Source organism: Acetobacterium tundrae, assembly GCF_008086615.1.
GTDB lineage: Bacteria > Bacillota > Clostridia > Eubacteriales > Eubacteriaceae > Acetobacterium > Acetobacterium tundrae.
On sequence record NZ_RXYB01000008.1, the window covers coordinates 117,234 to 136,306 of the forward strand.

The 19,073-nt window shown below is 41.6% G+C and carries 21 protein-coding genes; all 21 read right to left on the reverse strand.

The window, feature by feature from the left end:
- Positions 1–35: 35 nt before the first annotated feature.
- On the reverse strand, positions 36–1,736 hold the full coding sequence (locus FZC40_RS08450; RefSeq protein ID WP_148603465.1) for a phospho-sugar mutase: 1,701 nt from the start codon (positions 1,734–1,736) through the stop codon (positions 36–38).
- A gap of 145 nt (positions 1,737–1,881) precedes the next feature.
- A complete protein-coding gene (gene galU, locus FZC40_RS08455) occupies positions 1,882–2,751 on the reverse strand; it encodes a UTP--glucose-1-phosphate uridylyltransferase GalU (protein WP_148603466.1) in 870 nt (289 codons plus the stop codon).
- Positions 2,752–4,083 carry a UDP-glucose dehydrogenase family protein gene (locus FZC40_RS08460; protein WP_148603467.1) on the reverse strand — a complete coding sequence of 444 codons (1,332 nt, stop codon included), beginning with the start codon at positions 4,081–4,083 and terminating at the stop codon, positions 2,752–2,754.
- A 184-nt stretch (positions 4,084–4,267) separates the two neighbouring features.
- The gene (gene atpC / locus FZC40_RS08465) at positions 4,268–4,669 is read right to left on the reverse strand and encodes an ATP synthase F1 subunit epsilon (protein ID WP_148603468.1); all 402 of its coding nucleotides are present in this window, start codon (positions 4,667–4,669) and stop codon (positions 4,268–4,270) included.
- Between the two features lie 15 nt (positions 4,670–4,684).
- The gene (atpD, locus tag FZC40_RS08470) at positions 4,685–6,085 is read right to left on the reverse strand and encodes a F0F1 ATP synthase subunit beta (protein ID WP_148566863.1); all 1,401 of its coding nucleotides are present in this window, start codon (positions 6,083–6,085) and stop codon (positions 4,685–4,687) included.
- 90 nt (positions 6,086–6,175) lie between these two features.
- Positions 6,176–7,057, reverse strand: coding sequence for an ATP synthase F1 subunit gamma (atpG, locus tag FZC40_RS08475; RefSeq protein ID WP_148603469.1), 882 nt, complete (start codon positions 7,055–7,057; stop codon positions 6,176–6,178).
- Positions 7,058–7,080: 23 nt separating this feature from the next.
- Positions 7,081–8,589: a F0F1 ATP synthase subunit alpha gene (gene atpA / locus FZC40_RS08480; RefSeq protein ID WP_148566861.1), complete on the reverse strand. Its 1,509-nt coding sequence runs from the start codon at positions 8,587–8,589 to the stop codon at positions 7,081–7,083.
- 18 nt (positions 8,590–8,607) lie between these two features.
- Positions 8,608–9,150: a F0F1 ATP synthase subunit delta gene (locus FZC40_RS08485; RefSeq protein ID WP_148566860.1), complete on the reverse strand. Its 543-nt coding sequence runs from the start codon at positions 9,148–9,150 to the stop codon at positions 8,608–8,610.
- Positions 9,147–9,650, reverse strand: a complete 504-nt coding sequence (locus tag FZC40_RS08490) for a F0F1 ATP synthase subunit B (protein WP_148603470.1) — start codon at positions 9,648–9,650, stop codon at positions 9,147–9,149. The genes FZC40_RS08485 and FZC40_RS08490 overlap by 4 nt, the downstream gene beginning before the upstream one ends.
- Positions 9,651–9,711: 61 nt before the next feature.
- On the reverse strand, positions 9,712–9,960 hold the full coding sequence (gene atpE / locus FZC40_RS08495; RefSeq protein WP_148566858.1) for an ATP synthase F0 subunit C: 249 nt from the start codon (positions 9,958–9,960) through the stop codon (positions 9,712–9,714).
- A gap of 72 nt (positions 9,961–10,032) precedes the next feature.
- Positions 10,033–10,281, reverse strand: a complete 249-nt coding sequence (gene atpE / locus FZC40_RS08500) for an ATP synthase F0 subunit C (RefSeq protein ID WP_148566858.1) — start codon at positions 10,279–10,281, stop codon at positions 10,033–10,035.
- 171 nt (positions 10,282–10,452) lie between these two features.
- Complete coding sequence (gene atpB, locus FZC40_RS08505; RefSeq protein ID WP_148603471.1) at positions 10,453–11,118, reverse strand: F0F1 ATP synthase subunit A; 666 nt, start codon at positions 11,116–11,118, stop codon at positions 10,453–10,455.
- A gap of 76 nt (positions 11,119–11,194) precedes the next feature.
- Complete coding sequence (locus FZC40_RS08510; protein ID WP_186843703.1) at positions 11,195–11,584, reverse strand: ATP synthase subunit I; 390 nt, start codon at positions 11,582–11,584, stop codon at positions 11,195–11,197.
- Positions 11,571–11,897: an AtpZ/AtpI family protein gene (locus FZC40_RS08515; RefSeq protein ID WP_148566855.1), complete on the reverse strand. Its 327-nt coding sequence runs from the start codon at positions 11,895–11,897 to the stop codon at positions 11,571–11,573. Before FZC40_RS08515 ends, FZC40_RS08510 begins: the two co-directional genes overlap by 14 nt.
- 189 nt (positions 11,898–12,086) lie before the next feature.
- Positions 12,087–12,536, reverse strand: coding sequence for a ribose 5-phosphate isomerase B (rpiB, locus tag FZC40_RS08520; protein WP_148603474.1), 450 nt, complete (start codon positions 12,534–12,536; stop codon positions 12,087–12,089).
- Between the two features lie 15 nt (positions 12,537–12,551).
- Positions 12,552–13,598 carry an L-threonylcarbamoyladenylate synthase gene (locus FZC40_RS08525; protein ID WP_148603475.1) on the reverse strand — a complete coding sequence of 349 codons (1,047 nt, stop codon included), beginning with the start codon at positions 13,596–13,598 and terminating at the stop codon, positions 12,552–12,554.
- A 25-nt stretch (positions 13,599–13,623) separates the two neighbouring features.
- Entirely contained in the window at positions 13,624–15,057 is a 1,434-nt protein-coding gene (locus FZC40_RS08530; RefSeq protein ID WP_148603476.1) for a nicotinate phosphoribosyltransferase, read from the reverse strand.
- A 244-nt stretch (positions 15,058–15,301) separates the two neighbouring features.
- Positions 15,302–15,727, reverse strand: a complete 426-nt coding sequence (locus FZC40_RS08535; RefSeq protein ID WP_148603477.1) for an arsenic metallochaperone ArsD family protein — start codon at positions 15,725–15,727, stop codon at positions 15,302–15,304.
- 170 nt (positions 15,728–15,897) lie between these two features.
- Complete coding sequence (locus FZC40_RS08540; RefSeq protein WP_148603478.1) at positions 15,898–16,944, reverse strand: PilW family protein; 1,047 nt, start codon at positions 16,942–16,944, stop codon at positions 15,898–15,900.
- On the reverse strand, positions 16,941–17,363 hold the full coding sequence (locus FZC40_RS08545) for a prepilin-type N-terminal cleavage/methylation domain-containing protein (RefSeq protein ID WP_148603479.1): 423 nt from the start codon (positions 17,361–17,363) through the stop codon (positions 16,941–16,943). The genes FZC40_RS08540 and FZC40_RS08545 overlap by 4 nt, the downstream gene beginning before the upstream one ends.
- Before the next feature lie 10 nt (positions 17,364–17,373).
- Complete coding sequence (locus tag FZC40_RS08550; RefSeq protein WP_148603480.1) at positions 17,374–19,059, reverse strand: hypothetical protein; 1,686 nt, start codon at positions 19,057–19,059, stop codon at positions 17,374–17,376.
- Positions 19,060–19,073 lie beyond the last annotated feature (14 nt).

Here is a 19,073-nt window from a genome sequence, read left to right on the forward strand (position 1 = left end):
ACATCCACGGGCGATCTTGGATCGCCCCTACGATCCTATTCAGTTAAATCTGTTACTATTTTTTTCAACAGGTCTTTCTTCGTTGTTGCTTCTTCTTCTGTTTTTCCGGTAACTGAAAAATATATTTTCAACTTCGGTTCTGTCCCAGATGGACGAAGGGCAAACCAGGAATAATCATCAAAAACAAATTTCAAAACATTCGATTTAGGAAGATCAATCACTGCTTCCCGACCGGTGGTTAAATCCCGGCTGACACTTGCTTCGTAATCATTGAATTTTACCAATTGGGCATTAGCAAAACCAGACAGTTTTACCTTGCGGAATTTATTCATAATTTCAATAATTTTGGCCTTGCCGGCAATTCCTTCAAGCGTTAAAGCCATCACATCTTCAATAAAATACCCATGTTTTTCATATAACGCAATCAATGCTTCATAAAGCGTGAGTCCCTGTTTTTCATAATAATCCGCCATTTCACAAACCAGCGCCGAAGCCACCACCGCATCCTTATCCCGGGCATAATTCCCAGCCAGATAGCCATAGCTTTCTTCATAACCAAAAGCAAAGGTGTATTCCCCGGTTTTTTCATACTCAGTCATACATTCCCCGATATATTTAAACCCCGTTAGAACATCCACCACATTGGCGCCATGACTTTTTGCCACAACGCCGCCAAGCTCACTGGTGACAATGGTTTTGATAACCACTTTATTCTTTGGCAATTCCGGACGGGTTTTGAGGTAATAATCCACTAAAAGTGCGCCAGTTTGATTCCCCGTAAAAACATCAAACTCGCCTTTAGGGTTTCTGCCCACAACGCCGACCCGGTCACTATCCGGATCCGTGCCGATGATAATATCCGCATTGCATTTATCTGCCAAAGCCATCGCTAAAGTAAAGACCGAACGATCTTCCGGATTAGGATATGGAGCAGTGGTGAAATTGCCATCGGGCAGTTCCTGTTCCGGCACAACGATGACGTTCTGATAGCCCAGTTCGGCCAGAACCCGACGTACCGGTTTGTTTCCTGAACCATGCAGGGGTGTATAGACAACTTTAAGGGGACTATTAGGGTTAGGATGACAAATCGAAGTTACCGCCTTGGTAAACGAATCATCCATCTCTGCCCCTACCATTTGAATTTTCCCCTGGCTCAGACCTTCCTTTAACGACAGTTTTTGAATCTCGAAAATAGCCTTAACCTGTTCTATTTCAGCAATCAGGGCATCCGCCGATGCGGTAACCATCTGTCCCCCATCCGGGCCATAGACTTTATAGCCGTTGTACTCCTTGGGATTATGGGATGCGGTAATCACAATTCCCCCTGCGGCATTTAAATGGCGCACTGCAAATGACAGCTCTGGAGTTGGTCGAAGCTCCTCAAAAAGATATGCTTTGACGCCCATTTTCGCCAATACCCCAGCCGCTGTTTCAGCAAAAGTTCGGGAAAAATTTCTGGAATCATAAGCGATGGCGACACCCTTTTCCGAGTTTTGCGGATCCAGGTTTAAAAGATACTTTCCTAAACCATAGGTCACCTTCGCAATCATAACGATATTCATCCGGTTTGTGCCGGCCGCCATTTTTCCACGCATTCCGCCCGTACCAAATTCCAATTCGGTATAGAAGCGGTCTTCAATTTCTTTTTCATCCGTAATGGCTTCCAACTCCTGACGTAATGCCATGTCTAAATCCGCTTGATTAAGCCATTCTTGATATACTTTTTTATAATCCATTGTAGTTTCCTTTCTTGCATCTGCAGATCACACAACTGATAATCCTGTCGGGGTCAGGTCTTTTCCACGCACCAACGTCAATCTTTTTGCCAAACGTTCACGGGCGATCATGGATCGCCCCTACCAACCAATATTTACAGCTTGGCTAACGCATTAAGGTCTCCAGATATTTTCTGAAATCCGGCCCCAATTTCTGATCTCTTAAACCAAATTCAACCGTCGCTTCCAAGAAACCAAGCTTGTCCCCGACATCATAGCGCTTTCCGATGAAATCATAGGCGAACATTTTTTCCATCGTCGCCAATGTTTTAAGCCCATCAGTCAGTTGGATTTCTCCGCCGGCACCTTTACCGGTGTGCTCCAGAATTTCAAAAATTCCCGGCGTAATAATATAGCGTCCCAAAATGGCCATATTAGAAGGGGCCGTTCCAATTGCCGGCTTTTCGACCAGATCGTTTACCTGATGAACCCGTTCACCGACCTTTGTCCCGGAAACAATGCCATATTTATTGACCTGATCCGGAGCCACCTGCTGAACACCAATCACGGATGCCCCATAGGTTTCGTAGACCTCAACCATTTGCTTCAATGCCGGTTTGCCATCGTTATAAACAATGTCATCCCCCAGCACCACGGCAAACGGTTCATTGCCGACAAATTCTTTTGCACAAAGCACCGCATGACCCAGTCCCTTAGCCTCTTTCTGCCGCACCGAAAAGATTTTGGCCATCTTGGTAATGGCTTCCACTTCCGCTAAAGCCGCGGTTTTTCCGCCGGCTCGGAGCAAAGCTTCAAGCTCTGGCACCTTATCAAAATGATTGATGATACTTTCTTTGTTACGTCCGTTAATGATCAGAATTTCTTCAATTCCTGAAGCGACAATTTCTTCAATAATGTACTGAATGGTTGGTTTGTCCACGATTGGTAGCATTTCTTTGGGCACCGATTTAGTGATCGGTAAAAACCGTGTTCCCAAACCCGCTGCCGGAATAACCGCTTTGCGTATCTTACTCAATTACTTCACCTCCATTTCGGGAATTCCCAGCCCTGAATAGATAAAGCCTTTTGGGGGTTCTTCTCCAAAAATATTCCTTAAGTCAAATAAATATCGATTTTTCATAACCTTTTTCACCTGTTGTTGATCCATTCCTTTAAATTCTCGCCAATTGGTAATAATTACCAGGGCATCTGCTCCATCCGCCGCTTCATAAACATCATGACAATAAGTAATCTGATCTTTTTCGTTATGTAATCGCCATTTTGCCTCCCGGTTGCCTTCGGGACAGTAAATTTGAATCGCGGCACCTCCTTCGACTAAACCTTTAATGATATTAATCGAAGGGGCATCCCGCATGTCTGTGGTTTCCGGTTTATATGATAGCCCCAGAACTCCAATTGTTTTTCCTTCTAAGTCTACCAGTGAACGCTTAATTTTTTCAACCATTTTATTTTTTTGTTTTTCATTCGCATCGATGGCACCTTGAAGCACCTTGAATTCGGTCCCATAGGCTTTGGCAATCTCTACCAGCGCTTTTGAATCCTTAGGCAAATCACTTCCCCCGTACCCCGGTCCAGCATCTAAATATTCCGGACCGATTCGGTAATCCCGGCCGATGCCCCGGGCAACATCAAGGATGTTAGCATTGGCATTTTCACACAGCAAAGCCAATTCATTGATAAACGAAAGTTTAATCGCCAAAAAGGCATTCACTCCATATTTTATCATTTCCGCACTCTGGGGATTTGTTATGACATAGTTTTTTTCTTGCACATGAAGGCTGTCGTAAAGATTTTTCAAGCGTTCAACTGCCGAATCAGACTCCGAGCCGATGACAACCATTTCCGGTACCAGACAATCTTTGATCATGGAACCTTTTCTGGCAAAATCCGGATTACTGATGACATCAAAAGGAATATCCGCTTCACGCTCATCCAGCACCGTTTTGATTGTCTGCTTAATGATCTGACAGGTTCCCGGCGGCACCGTCGATTTGATGACCACAATCACATAATTTTCGATATGATTTCCAATATTCTGAGCAATCGGCCTTATAAATCGCAAATCAGGGACATTATCTGCATTGATCGGTACTTCACATGTGATAAAGATAATTTCACTCTTTTTTATGGCTTCCTGAATATTTGAACTAAAGCACAATCGACCTGACGCTTCTGAAGCCGCCGTCAGCGCCCTAAGCCCAGGCTCATGAATCGGCATTTCGCCTTCTTTCAGCATATTAATGGTTTCTTCATCGGTATCTGCACAGATGACATTGACATCTGAATCGGACAAAATAGAACCATAAGTGATGCCCAGAATACCCATTCCGATAATACAAATATTCATCTTTATCCTCCTTAAAATTGAGTTTATCAACAGCCCGGGATGCTCACTTTTACACTAATCCCAGCACTAATACTTTCGTAAATTATAGCACAGAAACGATTTCATTTAAACACTTGCACCTAAAAACATGACAAAAGCCGAGATTCTTTACGAATCCCGGCTTTGCATTAACCGTTCTTTTATATTATTTCTGTTCTTTCGCACCGATTCGAATGATTGCTCTTTGTAAGGCAATTTCAGCTCGAGTCGCATCATACTTACTATCTTTAAGATGCTGCAATGCTCTTTCTTTAGCTTCCTTAGCCCGTTCAATATCAATATCTTCCGGCCATTCCGCCGCATCGGTTAAAATAATCGATTCTTTGGAACCAATCGTGGCGATGCCGCCTAAGAGGGTGCCATATTTTTTCGTTCCATCTCCAAAGAGAATATTAAATGTACCTAGCGCAAGCGTCGTAGTAAAAGGAATATGATCTGGAAGGATTGCAAACTCCCCCTCAGTTCCTCGGACTACAATCCTTTCAACGTCACCGTCATAAAAGACCCCGGTAGGAGAAATGATTTTCAATCTGAAAGTTTTAGCCATTAAAGCTCACCTCAACTAACCTTTTAATTTCTTTGCTTTTGCAACGGCGTCTTCAATGGTTCCTACCATTAAGAAGGCATTTTCTGGTAAATCATCATGTTTTCCTTCAAGAATTTCCTTGAAACCCTTAATGGTGTCTGCAATAGGTACATAGACCCCGGTTGTTCCGGTAAATTGTTCGGCAACATTAAAAGGCTGAGACAGAAAACGCTCAATTTTTCGAGCCCGTGCAACCGTGATTTTATCGGCATCACCTAATTCGTCCATCCCCAAAATTGCGATAATATCCTGTAATTCTTTATAACGCTGTAAAATTTCCTGAACTTCACGAGCCGTCTCATAGTGTTCCCGTCCAACAATCTTAGGGCTAAGAATATTAGACGTTGAATCCAATGGATCCACGGCTGGATAGATTCCTTTTTCTGTGATCGCACGATTCAATACCGTGGTCGCATCCAAATGGGCAAAAGTCGTTGCCGGAGCCGGATCAGTTAAATCATCGGCAGGTACATAAACTGCCTGAACCGATGTGATCGAACCCTTGCTGGTCGAGGTGATACGTTCCTGTAAAGCACCCATTTCAGTCGCTAATGTCGGTTGGTAACCAGCGGCACTTGGCATCCGGCCTAAAAGAGCCGATACTTCAGAACCGGCCTGGGTAAATCGGAAAATATTATCGATGAAAAGAAGCACATCCTGGCCTTCCACATCACGGAAATATTCAGCCATTGTCAGTCCGGAAAGGGCAATCCGCATTCTGGCACCTGGGGGCTCATTCATCTGACCAAAGCACAACGTTGTTTTATCAATAACGCCAGACTCGATCATTTCATAGTAAAGGTCATTTCCTTCACGAGTACGTTCGCCAACCCCTGCAAAAACGGATAAACCACCATGCTGGGTTGCAATATTGTTAATTAATTCCTGAATCAATACCGTTTTACCAACGCCGGCACCGCCGAAGAGACCAATTTTACCGCCACGAACGTAAGGACAGATCAAGTCAACTACTTTAATCCCGGTTTCAAACATTTCCGGTCGTGTCATCAGTTCTTCAAAGGCTGGCGGATGGCAATGAATTGGATTCATTGGAACACCGGTTGTATCAAAAGGTTTTCCATCAATTGGTTTACCCAAAACATTAAACATTCTTCCCAGCGTTGCTTTTCCAACCGGCACCCTGATTGGGCCCCCGGTATCTACAGCGTCCTGGCCTCTGACGAGACCGTCAGTAGAATCCATCGCAATACATCTGACAACATCGTCCCCCAGTAATTGAGCTACCTCAATTACCAAGGTTTGACCATTAAGTTCTATATTTATTGCAGTGTTCAATTTAGGCAGTTCGTCTTTTTTAAATTTAACATCGACTACTGCGCCAATAACCTGAACAACCTTCCCTATATTTTGGGTCATTCCCTGTAACCTCCTTGTGCAAATAATTTACACTGTTAATTTATACATTCATCATTATATCGGCACTGTTTCAGCCAATGGTTTATTTTTCTAACTTAATGCATCAGCCCCGCTGACAATTTCAGAAATTTCCTGGGTAATTGCCGCTTGACGTACTCGGTTAAGCTTAAGTGTTAAATCATCAATCATTTCATTGGCATTTTCGGTTGCCGATTCCATCGCGGTCCGACGGGCACCTTGTTCACTGGCCGCACTTTCAATCATCGCACCATACAATGTGTTTGCTATATAATTAGGAATAAGATATTCCAAAAGCGCTTCCGGATCAGGTTCATAAATCATCCCCGTTAAGCTTTTCTTTTCTTCAACATCCTCAATCTTATTCTTTGGCTTTAAAGCGTCTGTATTCAGCGGCAGAAGCTTCATTAAATAAGGATGCTGAACAAGCGTTGAAATAAATCTGGTATAGACCAGATAGACTTCATCAAATTCCTCTTTTAAATAGGCATCCATGATACCTGCCGTTATTGCTTTGGCCGTGAAAAAGTTGGGATTCTCTGAAATACCCAGGTATTCAGCTTGAATTTTATAATCACGATTTTTAAAATGATCCCGGCCGCGTGATCCAATCGTGTATAAAACCGTATTTTCTTTGTTTTTCAAGTGAGACTCAACCCGTTTGCAAATATTTCCATTGTAGCCGCCAGCCAAACCTTTATCACCAGTAATGATAATATAAGCGGTTTTTTTAACTTCACGCTGGTTCATTAAAGCATTTTTGCTTTTTCCGGTTCGTTCCACAATATTACCCATACTTAAAATCATCGCCTCAAAATAAGGATAGCGTTGTTCAGCAAGCCCACGGCTTTTTTTGAGCTTCGCAGACGCCACCAGCTCCATGGCATGAGTGATTTGTTTGGTACTGTTCACACTTTTTATCCGACGTTTAATATCTTGAACATTCTCTGCCACTAGAAATCACCTCCGATGACAATCTATTTAGATGCCAAGAAAACTTTTTTATAAGCCTCTAAACATTCTTTAAAACCTGCAACAACTTCATCTGAAAGACCGTCTTTTCCTCTGGCCTTCTCCATAATTCCGGCATGATTCTTATGGGCATACACCATTAGACCTTTTTCAAATTCCTGAATATCTTTAACTTCGATATCAAGGATGAAATTGTTGGTTGCCGCATAAAGAATCAGAACCTGGTCTTCAACCAGCATCGGATCATATTGATCTTGTTTTAAGATCTCAACAATTCGTGCCCCTTTGGCCAGCTGAGCTTTTGTAACATCATCAAGGTCTGATCCAAACTGAGCAAAAGAAGCCAACTCACGATATTGAGCATATTCAATACGCAGTGGTCCGGCAACCTTTTTCATTGACTTAATCTGGGCATCCCCACCAACTCGAGATACTGAAATCCCCGGGTTAACAGCGGGACGAATACCAGAACGGAAAAGTTCTGCTTCAAGGAAGATTTGTCCATCTGTAATGGAAATTACATTGGTCGGAATATAGGCTGATACATCGCCAGCCTGAGTTTCAATAATTGGCAACGCGGTGATGGAACCACCCGCTTTTAGTTTAGCAGCACGTTCCAACAAACGTGAATGAAGGTAGAAAACATCCCCTGGATAAGCTTCACGACCTGGCGGACGACGAAGAATCAGGGACATGGCACGGTAAGCCACCGCATGTTTTGATAAATCATCATAAATGATGAGGACATCCTTTTGCTGTTCATTCATAAAGTATTCCGCCATTGTAACCCCTGCATAAGGTGCTAAATATTGGAGTGGAGCCAATTCAGCCGCTCCAGCTGCAACGATAATGGTATAATCCATTGCTTTGCTTTCTTCCAATTGTCCAACAATCTGGGCAACGGTTGATTCTTTTTGGCCAATGGCGACATAGATACAGATAACATCTTCACCTTTTTGGTTAATAATGGTATCAATGGCCAAAGCGGTTTTACCAGTTTGTCTGTCACCAATGATTAACTCACGTTGACCACGTCCGATCGGAATCATGGAATCGACGGATTTATAACCTGTTTGAATTGGTTGATTAACACCCTCACGTTCAATAACACCAGGCGCTTTAACTTCAACTGGGCGATGGAATTCTGTAACAATGGGTCCTTTTCCATCAATCGGAATACCTAAAGTATTCACAACACGGCCGATCATGGCCTCACCAACCGGTACTTCAACAATACGACCGGTACAACGAACAACATCACCTTCAACAATGTTATCATCATAACCTAAAAGAACACAACCAACGTTATCTTCTTCAAGATTCAGTACCATCCCATAAACATCATTCGGGAAAGCCAACAGTTCGCCAGCCATGGCATTTTCCAAACCATGAACACGACAAACGCCATCCCCTACTGTTATGACTGTACCAACATCGACGACTTCAAGTTTATCTTGATACCGTTCTATTTCACTTTTAATAATTTGACTTATTTCCTCTGGTCGGAGATTCAACTTTACTCACCTCGTTTATTATAGTCTTATACTGTTCATTTGCGTTTTCATTTGATTTAACTGATTTCTAATGCTGCCATCGATGATCTGATCCCCTACGTAAACCACAGCGCCGCCAATAATGGTTTCATCAATTTGATTATCAAGAATTACCTTTTTATCAAAACGCTTTTCCAGGTTTTTTTCAAGTGCAACGCGAAGGGTTTCGTCCAAGGGCACCGCAGTTTTTACAACGGCCTCAACTGTATTTTTATACGGAAATACAAGCTGTCTGAAGGTCTCATTAATCTCTAGCACATATTCGAAGCGGCTTCTGTCTAAAAGGATATCCAGAAAATTTCTCAAATATTGATTAAGTGACTTTTCCCCATAAATCCGGTTTAAAATTTCCTTCTTCTCAGAATTATTAATCGAAGGGGTCAGCATGAGATCCATTAATTCTGCCTCAGACTTGAAAAGATCAATCACCGTCGAAAACTCATCGAACACTTCATCAACAATATTTTTATCAACGGCAGTGTCAAATAAGGCCTGGGCATATCTTTTCGCTACTAAACTCATTTAGCTTCTCCTACCTTATCAATAAAGTCTAAAATCATGGCTTCGTGTTGTTTCGGATCCATTTCCTTGTGAATAATCTTTTCAGCTGCAAAGAGCGAAAGATCGACGATGTTGGTTTTAACCTCATTCATGGCCTTGCTCTTTTCAAGTTCAATTTCAGCATTAGCCTTATCAAGAATTCCTTTTGCTTCGGTATGAGCCTTATCAAGAATTGCCTGTCGCTGAGCCTGAGCTTCAGCATTGGCATCCCGAATAATTTCACGCTCTTTCCCTTTAATATCAGCCAATAATCCTTCATATTCGAGTTTTAATTGACCAGCTGAAACATTTTTTTCTTCAGCACCAGTAATTTCAGCAGTAATACTATCTTGTCTTTTTGCGATAATACCTTTAATCGCATCATAAAAGAAATGTTTTACAATGAAAAAGAAAATTACGAAATTGATGAGTGTTGCAATCATTACTCTTGCGTCTATACTGATTAATCCAGTTGTTTCCAATATTATAGCCCCCTTTCCAATTTAAAATCATTGAAGTTTTTCATATCAGAGCCACCCAGTCTTAAACCCAGGGATTAGCAAAGATTAATATTAGTGCCACAATCAGTGCGTAAATACCGCATGTTTCAGCTACTGCAGCACCAATTAACATGGTTTTGATAATATCGCCCTGTGCTTCCGGCTGACGTCCAACTGCTTCTGCCGCTTTACCAGCTGCATAACCCTGGCCAAGCCCTGGTCCGATACCGCCGATCATTGCCAATCCTGCTCCTATTGCTGAAGCTGCTTTAATAATACTTAATCCGTCCATTTTTTCCTCCTAAATTTTATTAAATGTTATAACTTTTTTAAATAAAAATTTTTATATCAGAGCCACCCAGTCTCAAACCCAGGGATTAGCAAAGATTAATATTAGTGCCACAATCAGTGCGTAGATACCGCAGGTTTCAGCTACTGCAGCACCAATCAACATGGTTTTAATAATATCGCCTTGTGCTTCCGGCTGACGTCCAACCGCTTCTGCTGCTTTACCAGCTGCATAACCCTGGCCAAGCCCTGGTCCGATACCGCCGATCATTGCCAATCCTGCTCCTATTGCTGAAGCTGCTTTAATAATACTTAATCCGTCCATTTCTTCCTCCTAAATTTTTTCTAAATATTTTTTCCCTGCCTAAAGGGATTTGTAAATAGCAAAGTCAATTTGACAATCTACCCATCAATACTGCCGATTTCAGCTGCACCTGTTTAAATAATCAGCTCGGCATTACTGTCAACCATTACATTTTTTTGCTTTGCCTCTTTATCAGTCATCCATTCCTCTGGCAATAAATACCATGGTCAGCATTGAAAAGATAAAGGCTTGGATACATCCAACAAATATATCGAAATAGAAATGCAATGGAATTGGAATGATTAACGCCAAATACGTCAACCCCGATAAGCCTTCATAAACCAAAAGCATGATGATAATTCCGCCGACTAAGTTACCGAAGATACGGAAAGTCATCGAAACAGGTCTTGAAAATTTTTCAATAATGTTAATTGGCAGCATAAAAGGATAGGGTTCAATAAATTCTTTGAAATAGCCTTTTGGGCCCCTACCCTTCCAGGTGTAGACTTCAATCAAGACAAATGTAATTAATGCTAACGTCAATGGAAAACTTATATCCCCTGTTGGCGATCTCAGACCATAGAGTCCACAGGTGTTTGCAAAAATAAGGAACATCATAAGAGATAGTATATATGGCGCAAATTTCATTTTATCTTTGCCCATCGCCGAACCGACAAGATTATCGATGGCGGTGACGATGCCTTCACCGATGACTTGAGCCTTTCCCGGATGTTTTTTTAAATTCCTTGTGAGAACGAAACACATCACGAAAGCTATTGCCATGGTTATCCATGTGTTCACTAATGTTTCGGATATCGGTAATCCGAAGAGATACCCGAAAAGCTTTGGACCATTCATTATTCTTTCACCTCATTGTCCAGACTCGTTTGAATAAACACATTCAAACTGTCTTTTGTGATTTTTTGATTCTTATTCACGCTTCATTTCTTGAAACGTTTTTTGGGGATAAAAACCCATTAAGATAAATTGAGAGTTTCACAGCAATCAAACCCAGAAAAACACCAATGATATTTAACCAGGGATTAATGAGTGCCACATATATAACAACACCGGTGATTAGGTATCTCAAGAAATATCTGGTCTGAATATAACTTTGAGCCTTTGCCGATGGCATTTTTATTGCTTTTTCAAAAGTCAGTTGCATTAATCTGAAATTAAGAATGCTGTAGAGGCCTCCAAAGAAAACCCCAAGCACATATTTTATTGGCTCTGCCGCCATAAAGGCAAACAACATGAGTCCCAAACTAACAAATCCGGCGCCGATCATTACTTTTGCCTCGAAAGACAGATTAGTCGTTTTCATTCTTATTTTCACTATCCTTTTTGTTCTCTTTTTCTTTTTCTTTTTCATATTCATATTGACTCCGCTTATTATACTCCATGGACTGTTTATTCATCTTCATGGGAATTGTATATAACTCCCGCAGCCCGGCAATCACACCCAGGATGATGCAGATAATCATGACGATCGGTCCGGTGTTAAAAAAGTAATTCAGCGCCTTTCCTACGAAAAGCATGAGTACGATGGGAACAACCGTTGAAATCGCCAGCTGAGTAATGATGGTAAGATATTTATAAGGTGAATCTTTTTTAGGCGAATCTCTTTTTGAATCCATTGGCCTGCTCCATTCTCCTAAGCAAGAACTTTTTTTCATCTTATTTAGTATTTTTTTCACTTTTTTAGCAAAATTCTGTGTTCCTGTAAAAAATTGCTGTATTTTTGATGAAAATCATCTTATTCCAACAACTTTCACCTATAATACCACATTTTTTTATACTTGTATATACAGCAATTTCTTTTTTTACTATTTCAAGTACTTTTTTTCGATCTCGCGAATCTTATCGATCCGTCGTTGATGACGTCCACCAGCAAATTCCGTTTCCAGAAAGACCTTTACAATCCGCAAGGCCAGACCCTCGCCGATAACTCTTGCCCCTAATGCCAGGATATTGGCATCGTTATGCTCCCGGGACATCGCCGCCATAAATTCGTTGGTGCACACGCCCCCGCGGATACCGGGAACTTTATTAGCCGCCACGGATATCCCAATGCCGGTACCGCAAATGACAATCCCCCGGTCACAATCGCCAAAGCTGACTGCTTCTCCGACCTTTTGCCCATAGATTGGATAGTCGCAGGATTCATGGGACTCGGTTCCAAAATCGACAACTTCATGACCCAGTTCAATTAAGTAAGGTCTTATGACTTCTTTCAAATCAAAGCCCCCATGATCCGAACCAATTGCTATTTTCATTTCGTCCTCCTTTTTTTAAATAAATGTATAGCCTGCCGCTTTATAAAGGCGGTTAATCAAAGCCAATGTTTCATTGTTCAAGGGAATGTCTTCGGCGTATATTTTTTCGACCCCAAGCTCATCAAAGGTACGCAACCGTGAAAAAAGATTTTTCGCCATTTCTCGGGGATCTTTTTGACTTCCCAGGGAAATAATCAAACCTTCATGGTAACACCCCATGGTTTCATCGCTTGCCAGTATCCCAATCGACAGGGGCTTTCCGCGATAGCGGGAGACCGCATTGTTGATCTTCTCGCAGATCTCCGTTGTTGTCCCTTTAACGATCACCAGATCCCCTTTGGGCGAATAGTGGGTATATTTCATTCCCGGCGACGAGACCTTCGCCGGCACAACATTTTCAGTGACATTGGCTGAAACCAATACCTCGCCTAAAACCTCGCGCAGCTCAGCCACCGTCACATCACCTGGACGAAGGACCACCGGTGGTTCCGCCGTCATATCAATCACCGTCGATTCCAATCCGATTTCAGTATCCGCAGAAAGAATAATCGCCGCAACCCGGCCATCCAGATCCTCAAGAACATGTTTTCCCTGGGTCGGACTGGGCCGTCCGGATCGGTTTGCACTGGGAGCCGCAATCGGACACCCGGCCATTTTGATAAACGCCTGGGCAATCGGATGATCTGGGAAGCGAATGCCGACGGTGTTCAGACCGGCCGAAACTTCAGCGGGAATCAGCGCTGATTTTTCCATAATCAAGGTCAGCGGCCCCGGCCAAAAGACATCCATCAGCTGCTTGGCTTTAGGCGGAATCCCGGCAACCAAACAGTCCACCGCGGCAATTTCTGAAACATGAACAATCAGGGGATTATCATTCGGACGCCCTTTGGCGATAAAGATTTTTTTCACCGCTTCGGGATCAAACGCATTTGCCCCTAACCCATAAACCGTTTCGGTTGGGAAAACGACGGTTTCACCTTTTTTTATCAGTGCCGCCACTTCTTCTAAAGCTTTTAACCCAGTCTCATCAAGACTTTCTATCGCAATTATTTTAGTTTTCATGATCTTAAAAAGATGACCTCCCGATCTACTCCGCTTCACTCAATAAACGCTGTTTCAATGTCCACAGCGCCTCAGACAGATCGACATGATAAACATGAGGATTGACCATCCGTTTAAAAGCCGGCCATAGGTTGGCTTTTTCATTTCTCAGGTGTTCCTGAATGTCTGAAATTTTCGGACAGTTATAAACACATTTTCCCTTGATAAAAACAGGAATCAGCAGTTCGCGGACATAGTAATCCTTGATGATTCTTTTTTTCCAGGTATACACCGGATGAAAAATAGTTAATGGTTCATTCACATTAATGCTTTCATCGTCCAGCGTTATTAAGTCCGCTAACGCCATATCATTGCTTTTTCCATAAATTCGGACTATTTTTTTATAACCGGGATTTGTGATTTTACCCGGATCCTCCGATACTTTTAATTTTGGTTTTCCGGCAATAACAGAAAGTTTATACACCCCGCCTAAAGAAGGACAATCATAAGCGGTAATCAGTTTCGTCCCAACGCCCCATGAGTTGATTTTAGCCCCCTGAATTTTCAAATCCTTAATCAAATGTTCATCCAGATCCGAAGATGCCACGATCACGGCCTTTTCCAAACCCGCTTTATCCAGCATCTTCCGAGCTTCGGCACTCAGATATGCCAGGTCTCCGGAATCAATTCGAATCCCATATCCTTTGGTCATCGTTTTATCTGCCAGGGCTTTATTTAACACCTTAATCGCATTCGGCACCCCTTGTGTCAGGGTGTTATAGGTATCGACCAAAAGAACAGCATTGTCGGGATTATATTTCACAAACTTTTCAAAGGCTTCCAACTCCGTATCATAACTGAGAATGAAGCTGTGGCTCATGGTCCCCATGGAAGGACGATCCAGCATCGCTTCCGTTTCCACCACGCTGGTTCCCACACATCCGCCAATCACTGCCGCCCGGGCGCCATAATAACCCGCTTCCGTTCCATGCGCGCGACGAAGACCAAACTCCATCACCGCATCCCCCTGGGCTTCCTCAATAATACGAGCCGCCTTGGTGGCAATTAGGGTTTGATGATTCACAATACTTAATATCGTTGTTTCGACAATCTGGGCCTGGACCAGCGGGGCTTTCACCCGAACAATCGGTTCCATTGGAAAGATAATCGTCCCCTCGGGAACGGCAAAAATTTCCCCTTCAAATTTAAAATTCTCTAAATAGTCCAAAAACACATCTGAAAATTCCGGATGATTTTTTTTGAGCAATGCCGTATCTTCTTTTGAAAAACGGATGCCATTGATGTAGTCGATGACCTGTTCTAAACCAGCTGCCACGGTGTAACCGCCCTGAAAAGGGTTATTTCTAATAAAAACATCAAAAACAGCTTCTTCATTAGCTTTGCCATCTTGAACATATACATTCCCCATGGTAAATTGATAAAGATCCGTTGCAAGCTGAAGCTTTCGATCAAATTGCATACTAAATTCTCCTTCTTTTCACACTGAATATTATTTTATCACTATATCCTGATAAAAACCAAACTTTTTCAATATAAATATTTGCAGCCATTATTTGGTTTTTCTTCCTCTTTTTTATGAATTCGTTTGCTTTTATTACTTTGTTAAAAAACATACAATTGGACCAACAAAATTTTGTATCAAAAGTTAATGGAAAAAAGAAATGCTTTCGCATTTCTTTATTTTTTACGAATAATTTTACTCATCAGCTGCAACTGTCACAGTCGCCGTCACAATCATCGTCTGCGTCACAGTCACCGCCCCGGGCCAGATCCATGGCGATGGCGGTGTCCCGTCTTTCGCGATCCGCGTATATTTCCAGATCACTCCAGGGCAGTCCGCCCCATTTCGCCAGTTCAAGATCGGTCGGGTATTCCCCTTCGGATTCGACTTTGCCATCAACGATTACCAACGGCAGACAATCCGGACCTTTCTCCACCAGCGCCTTTTTAACCAGATCACTGGCCAGAAAAGCCGGCCCGTCATCCATTACATTGAAACGGGAGACGGAAACGCCCTGTCCTCTTAAATCTGCGACCATATGTTCAATCCGCAGCAAATCCGCCTCAATCATGGGATCACAGGCACCGGATGCGCAGCCGGCCGGTTCATATATTTCAATTCTTTTCATTTTTCGCCTCCTGTATCTTGGTAATTATAGTATCATAAGGATGATAGTTTGTGAATGTGAAATTTCAATTAAATTGTTAAACATGCTAACTCATTAAACATATGACCTGTATAATATGGTAGAATTCCATTGGAAAATTTAAAGTTTTTTAACAGACGCCTCATTCGTTTTTATTGAAATTGTGATGGTGCACTGACTAGCTTTAACCAATTATATACATTTGTGGGATCTTTTGGACAACTATAATAGCTTGAATTACTTTGCCAAATGTAATAAGCTCCATTGTATAAATACAAATCACCTAATTTAGGAACCTTACCTTCTTTCCAATATCTAGTCTGGCTTATTAGCGTTGGATCCGTTTCATAATCAGCTGCAGTAATCACGCGAGTCTCACTTGAAATTTTTAAAAAGTATTCATTTGGTACACTACCATATTTAGCATAATGAACTGCCGCGGTCGGATGCGTAGTCGCAGCATAATCTTGATGAATATACTGATTTTTCGCTGTCACATAAGTGCCGGTACTGTCTGTATAAACAGCGCCATCCGGTGAAAGCGAATATCCACCCTCCATAGAAGCAGCGGCAGAATCTACCATCAAATCCCAACGACCCGGAATAACACCGGTTGCTTTAAGTGTATCATTAATATTAGTTCCCGGAACCACTGGATCCACGGGGACCGTTGCTACCGTCAATACAAGATAATGTATGGTATCACCAGAGACATTTAGCTTTGTACCACTCAGCAATTTTGCTTGTGAAGATTGATCGATATCGATTATATTTTTATTGTTCATAACAATGCCACCACTTAGTGTTGACATATTTGCGTTAGGTATCAATTGATATGATAGTGTATTTTGATTTTTACCGGTCAAAAAAATCTCCGAAATCTGATCAATTACGTATGTTTTTCCATCAACGACTTCTACACATTGGCCCTGATCATTAAATCCCAAATTGAAATCGCCTGTTGCCGCAGAACTTAATGATACTGTCGTAGCAACCGCCAATGCATTCTGCAGTTCCGTTTCCACATTGGTGATAGTCTTTTGTTTATAGGAAATATCGCCGCCTCGCGTATAAATTTTTTGGGCCATCAGAAAAATTGAAGATACCGTTGCCATCAAGATACCGGAAATCAGTAGGGCGACTAATAATTCAACTAACGTGAAACCTTTGTTTGATCGAATATTAATAATTTTTTTCAATTAAAAACACCACCTTTTTTCGCAAAGGCTTTTAAATCAACATAAGAATCGCCATTATTGTAATAGACTCGAGCAAAGATATTGTACCCAATCGTCGTCCCACTTTTTGTAACTTCATTAATATAATACTGCTTTGGATTTGTCGTCTTTTTTGAATCATCAAAGCTTGTTGCCATTTTTGTGGCACCATCAACGACAGTATCATTCGGAAGAGTGCTTGCACCAAGCTGTGTCATTATTCCATCCACCAGATTTTGAGCCTGCGCTGCCGCATTGTTTTTTGTATCCGTGAAAACGATCATTTTTTGTCCAAATAACAATGTTCCAAGAAGCGTAACCAATAGAATCGCAATGATCGCGGTCGCAACCACTGTCTCGATCAGGGTGACACCACGTTGATTATCAATTATCTTTTTCATGATGCCCTCCTTAATAATAGGTTTCCAACCCTAGGGTGACTGTACCAATACTTGTGTTTGCAGGATAATCACCCGTACGGTTAAGGTCTGACGATATTATTCTACCAAACTCCCACGCAGTCCCACTTATATTCCACACAAACCGCTTGCCAGTATAGCTGCCGGGGCCTAAATTGTCAGTTGAATTGTCCAAATAACTAATCTTTGATTGTGTGAACACATTGGTATCATTATTGTTTCGTACAAACAATAATGATTTCCATGTCATCCGAATCGAAGTACCTTCTAAATATATGTTGTTTGCCTCTACATAAAGGTGATCCCAATAAAAGTAATCCCAATAACTACTCCACCAATTAGTATAATCCCGATAAGAATCATATTGTTTGTTACTTGATTTCAAATAAAACGATGAGCCAAATATTACCAGATTGGCATCGTTAATATCAACATGGGAATCCTGCTGATCATATCCTCCAACAAATCGAATATTCAAGATACCATCAATGGAGGCAAATACGAACGGTATCGATGACGATCCTGAATTTTCAATCGACGTTTTCCCTGAACAATCAAAGTACTGCGTTGTTATTTCAGTTGTACTCACTCCATTGTTATAATTGTAACCCTCAATGTTGTTCAATGAAACATCTCCATTAATTTTGATGGTCTTAGAGTCTAGTTTGAAGAAATCACTGCCATTACTCCCATATAGATTCAAGCCCTTGCTTTCAAAATAATCCAGATTTGATATGTTTATATCCTCAGAATGATTTAAATTATTTGTATCAGATTTTATTAACCCGTCAACAATCATCTGTTTCTTATTATTATTTCCATTACCGGTAACGATGAGTGTACTGCCCTCTTCCAACGTAATGCTGCCGGTAACCCATAATTGATTACATTGAATGTATAACGTAGTATTTTTTTTAATCACAAGGTTACCTTGAAAGACAATATCTGAAGAGGCTGACAAATATTGTGTAGCATAATAAGTTTGCGCAGCTGCGGTCACACAAATATTTGTTTTACTTGTTAAATTCTGATTTTGTAATGTAGTAACTTTTGTCCAATCAGTCCCATCCGTATTTATCGGTTTCGTATCAGGCACATATGAAGAGCCTTTCCAGTTATTTGTTGTCGCCGTTGTTGCTGTTGTTACTTTATAAGCAAAATCAACCTTATAATCCAGTTTTCGTTTGAGATTTTGTGTTTTGATATCAAAAGCATATTGTGTAGTATCCGTCCCTGCGCCTGTTAAAGCCACCGTACAAACACCTAAAGCATCGCCTGAAGCTGGTGAAAGAGACAAAGTAGTAATGTCGAGATTATCCGTAACACTGTCCTTAGCACCATAGATAGTAAATGGATCATCCAACGTTGTTATTAAAGTCGCTCTCTGTGATATTAATGTTGTTAATGTTGCGGCATCGGTTGCATTTTTTATTTCTTCATTTTTATTCTTCAACGCCGTCATCCTGCTGTTTATCTCAATTTTTCCAAACTCAATCACCGACTTGGCATCAATATAAGCCTGTCGACTCTCTAAAGACTGTTGGGTGAAGGTAAAATCGCTATTGGCGGCAGCAAGCAATGAGGCAACCAGGATCATGATAACCATCCCGATAATGAGAACAAATGGCAAAGAAGCGCCTTTTTCACTTTTTAATTTTCCAATTATCTTAAGTTTCATGCTCCAGCCTCCCG

What these genes read in the sequence shown, in the direction of transcription:
- atpC (WP_148603468.1), bottom strand. Translation starts at nt 4,669, where the DNA reads ATGGCTAAAACTTTCAGATTGAAAATCATTTCTCCTACCGGGGTCTTT.
- FZC40_RS08510 (WP_186843703.1), bottom strand. Translation starts at nt 11,584, where the DNA reads ATGAAAACGACTAATCTGTCTTTCGAGGCAAAAGTAATGATCGGCGCC.
- FZC40_RS08460 (WP_148603467.1), bottom strand. Translation starts at nt 4,083, where the DNA reads ATGAATATTTGTATTATCGGAATGGGTATTCTGGGCATCACTTATGGT.
- atpD (WP_148566863.1), bottom strand. Translation starts at nt 6,085, where the DNA reads ATGACCCAAAATATAGGGAAGGTTGTTCAGGTTATTGGCGCAGTAGTC.
- FZC40_RS08485 (WP_148566860.1), bottom strand. Translation starts at nt 9,150, where the DNA reads ATGAGTTTAGTAGCGAAAAGATATGCCCAGGCCTTATTTGACACTGCC.
- FZC40_RS08525 (WP_148603475.1), bottom strand. Translation starts at nt 13,598, where the DNA reads ATGAAAACTAAAATAATTGCGATAGAAAGTCTTGATGAGACTGGGTTA.
- atpE (WP_148566858.1), bottom strand. Translation starts at nt 10,281, where the DNA reads ATGGACGGATTAAGTATTATTAAAGCAGCTTCAGCAATAGGAGCAGGA.
- FZC40_RS08535 (WP_148603477.1), bottom strand. Translation starts at nt 15,727, where the DNA reads ATGAAAAGAATTGAAATATATGAACCGGCCGGCTGCGCATCCGGTGCC.
- atpE (WP_148566858.1), bottom strand. Translation starts at nt 9,960, where the DNA reads ATGGACGGATTAAGTATTATTAAAGCAGCTTCAGCAATAGGAGCAGGA.
- rpiB (WP_148603474.1), bottom strand. Translation starts at nt 12,536, where the DNA reads ATGAAAATAGCAATTGGTTCGGATCATGGGGGCTTTGATTTGAAAGAA.
- FZC40_RS08450 (WP_148603465.1), bottom strand. Translation starts at nt 1,736, where the DNA reads ATGGATTATAAAAAAGTATATCAAGAATGGCTTAATCAAGCGGATTTA.
- FZC40_RS08550 (WP_148603480.1), bottom strand. Translation starts at nt 19,059, where the DNA reads ATGAAACTTAAGATAATTGGAAAATTAAAAAGTGAAAAAGGCGCTTCT.
- FZC40_RS08530 (WP_148603476.1), bottom strand. Translation starts at nt 15,057, where the DNA reads ATGCAATTTGATCGAAAGCTTCAGCTTGCAACGGATCTTTATCAATTT.
- FZC40_RS08515 (WP_148566855.1), bottom strand. Translation starts at nt 11,897, where the DNA reads ATGGATTCAAAAAGAGATTCGCCTAAAAAAGATTCACCTTATAAATAT.
- atpB (WP_148603471.1), bottom strand. Translation starts at nt 11,118, where the DNA reads ATGAATGGTCCAAAGCTTTTCGGGTATCTCTTCGGATTACCGATATCC.
- FZC40_RS08545 (WP_148603479.1), bottom strand. Translation starts at nt 17,363, where the DNA reads ATGAAAAAGATAATTGATAATCAACGTGGTGTCACCCTGATCGAGACA.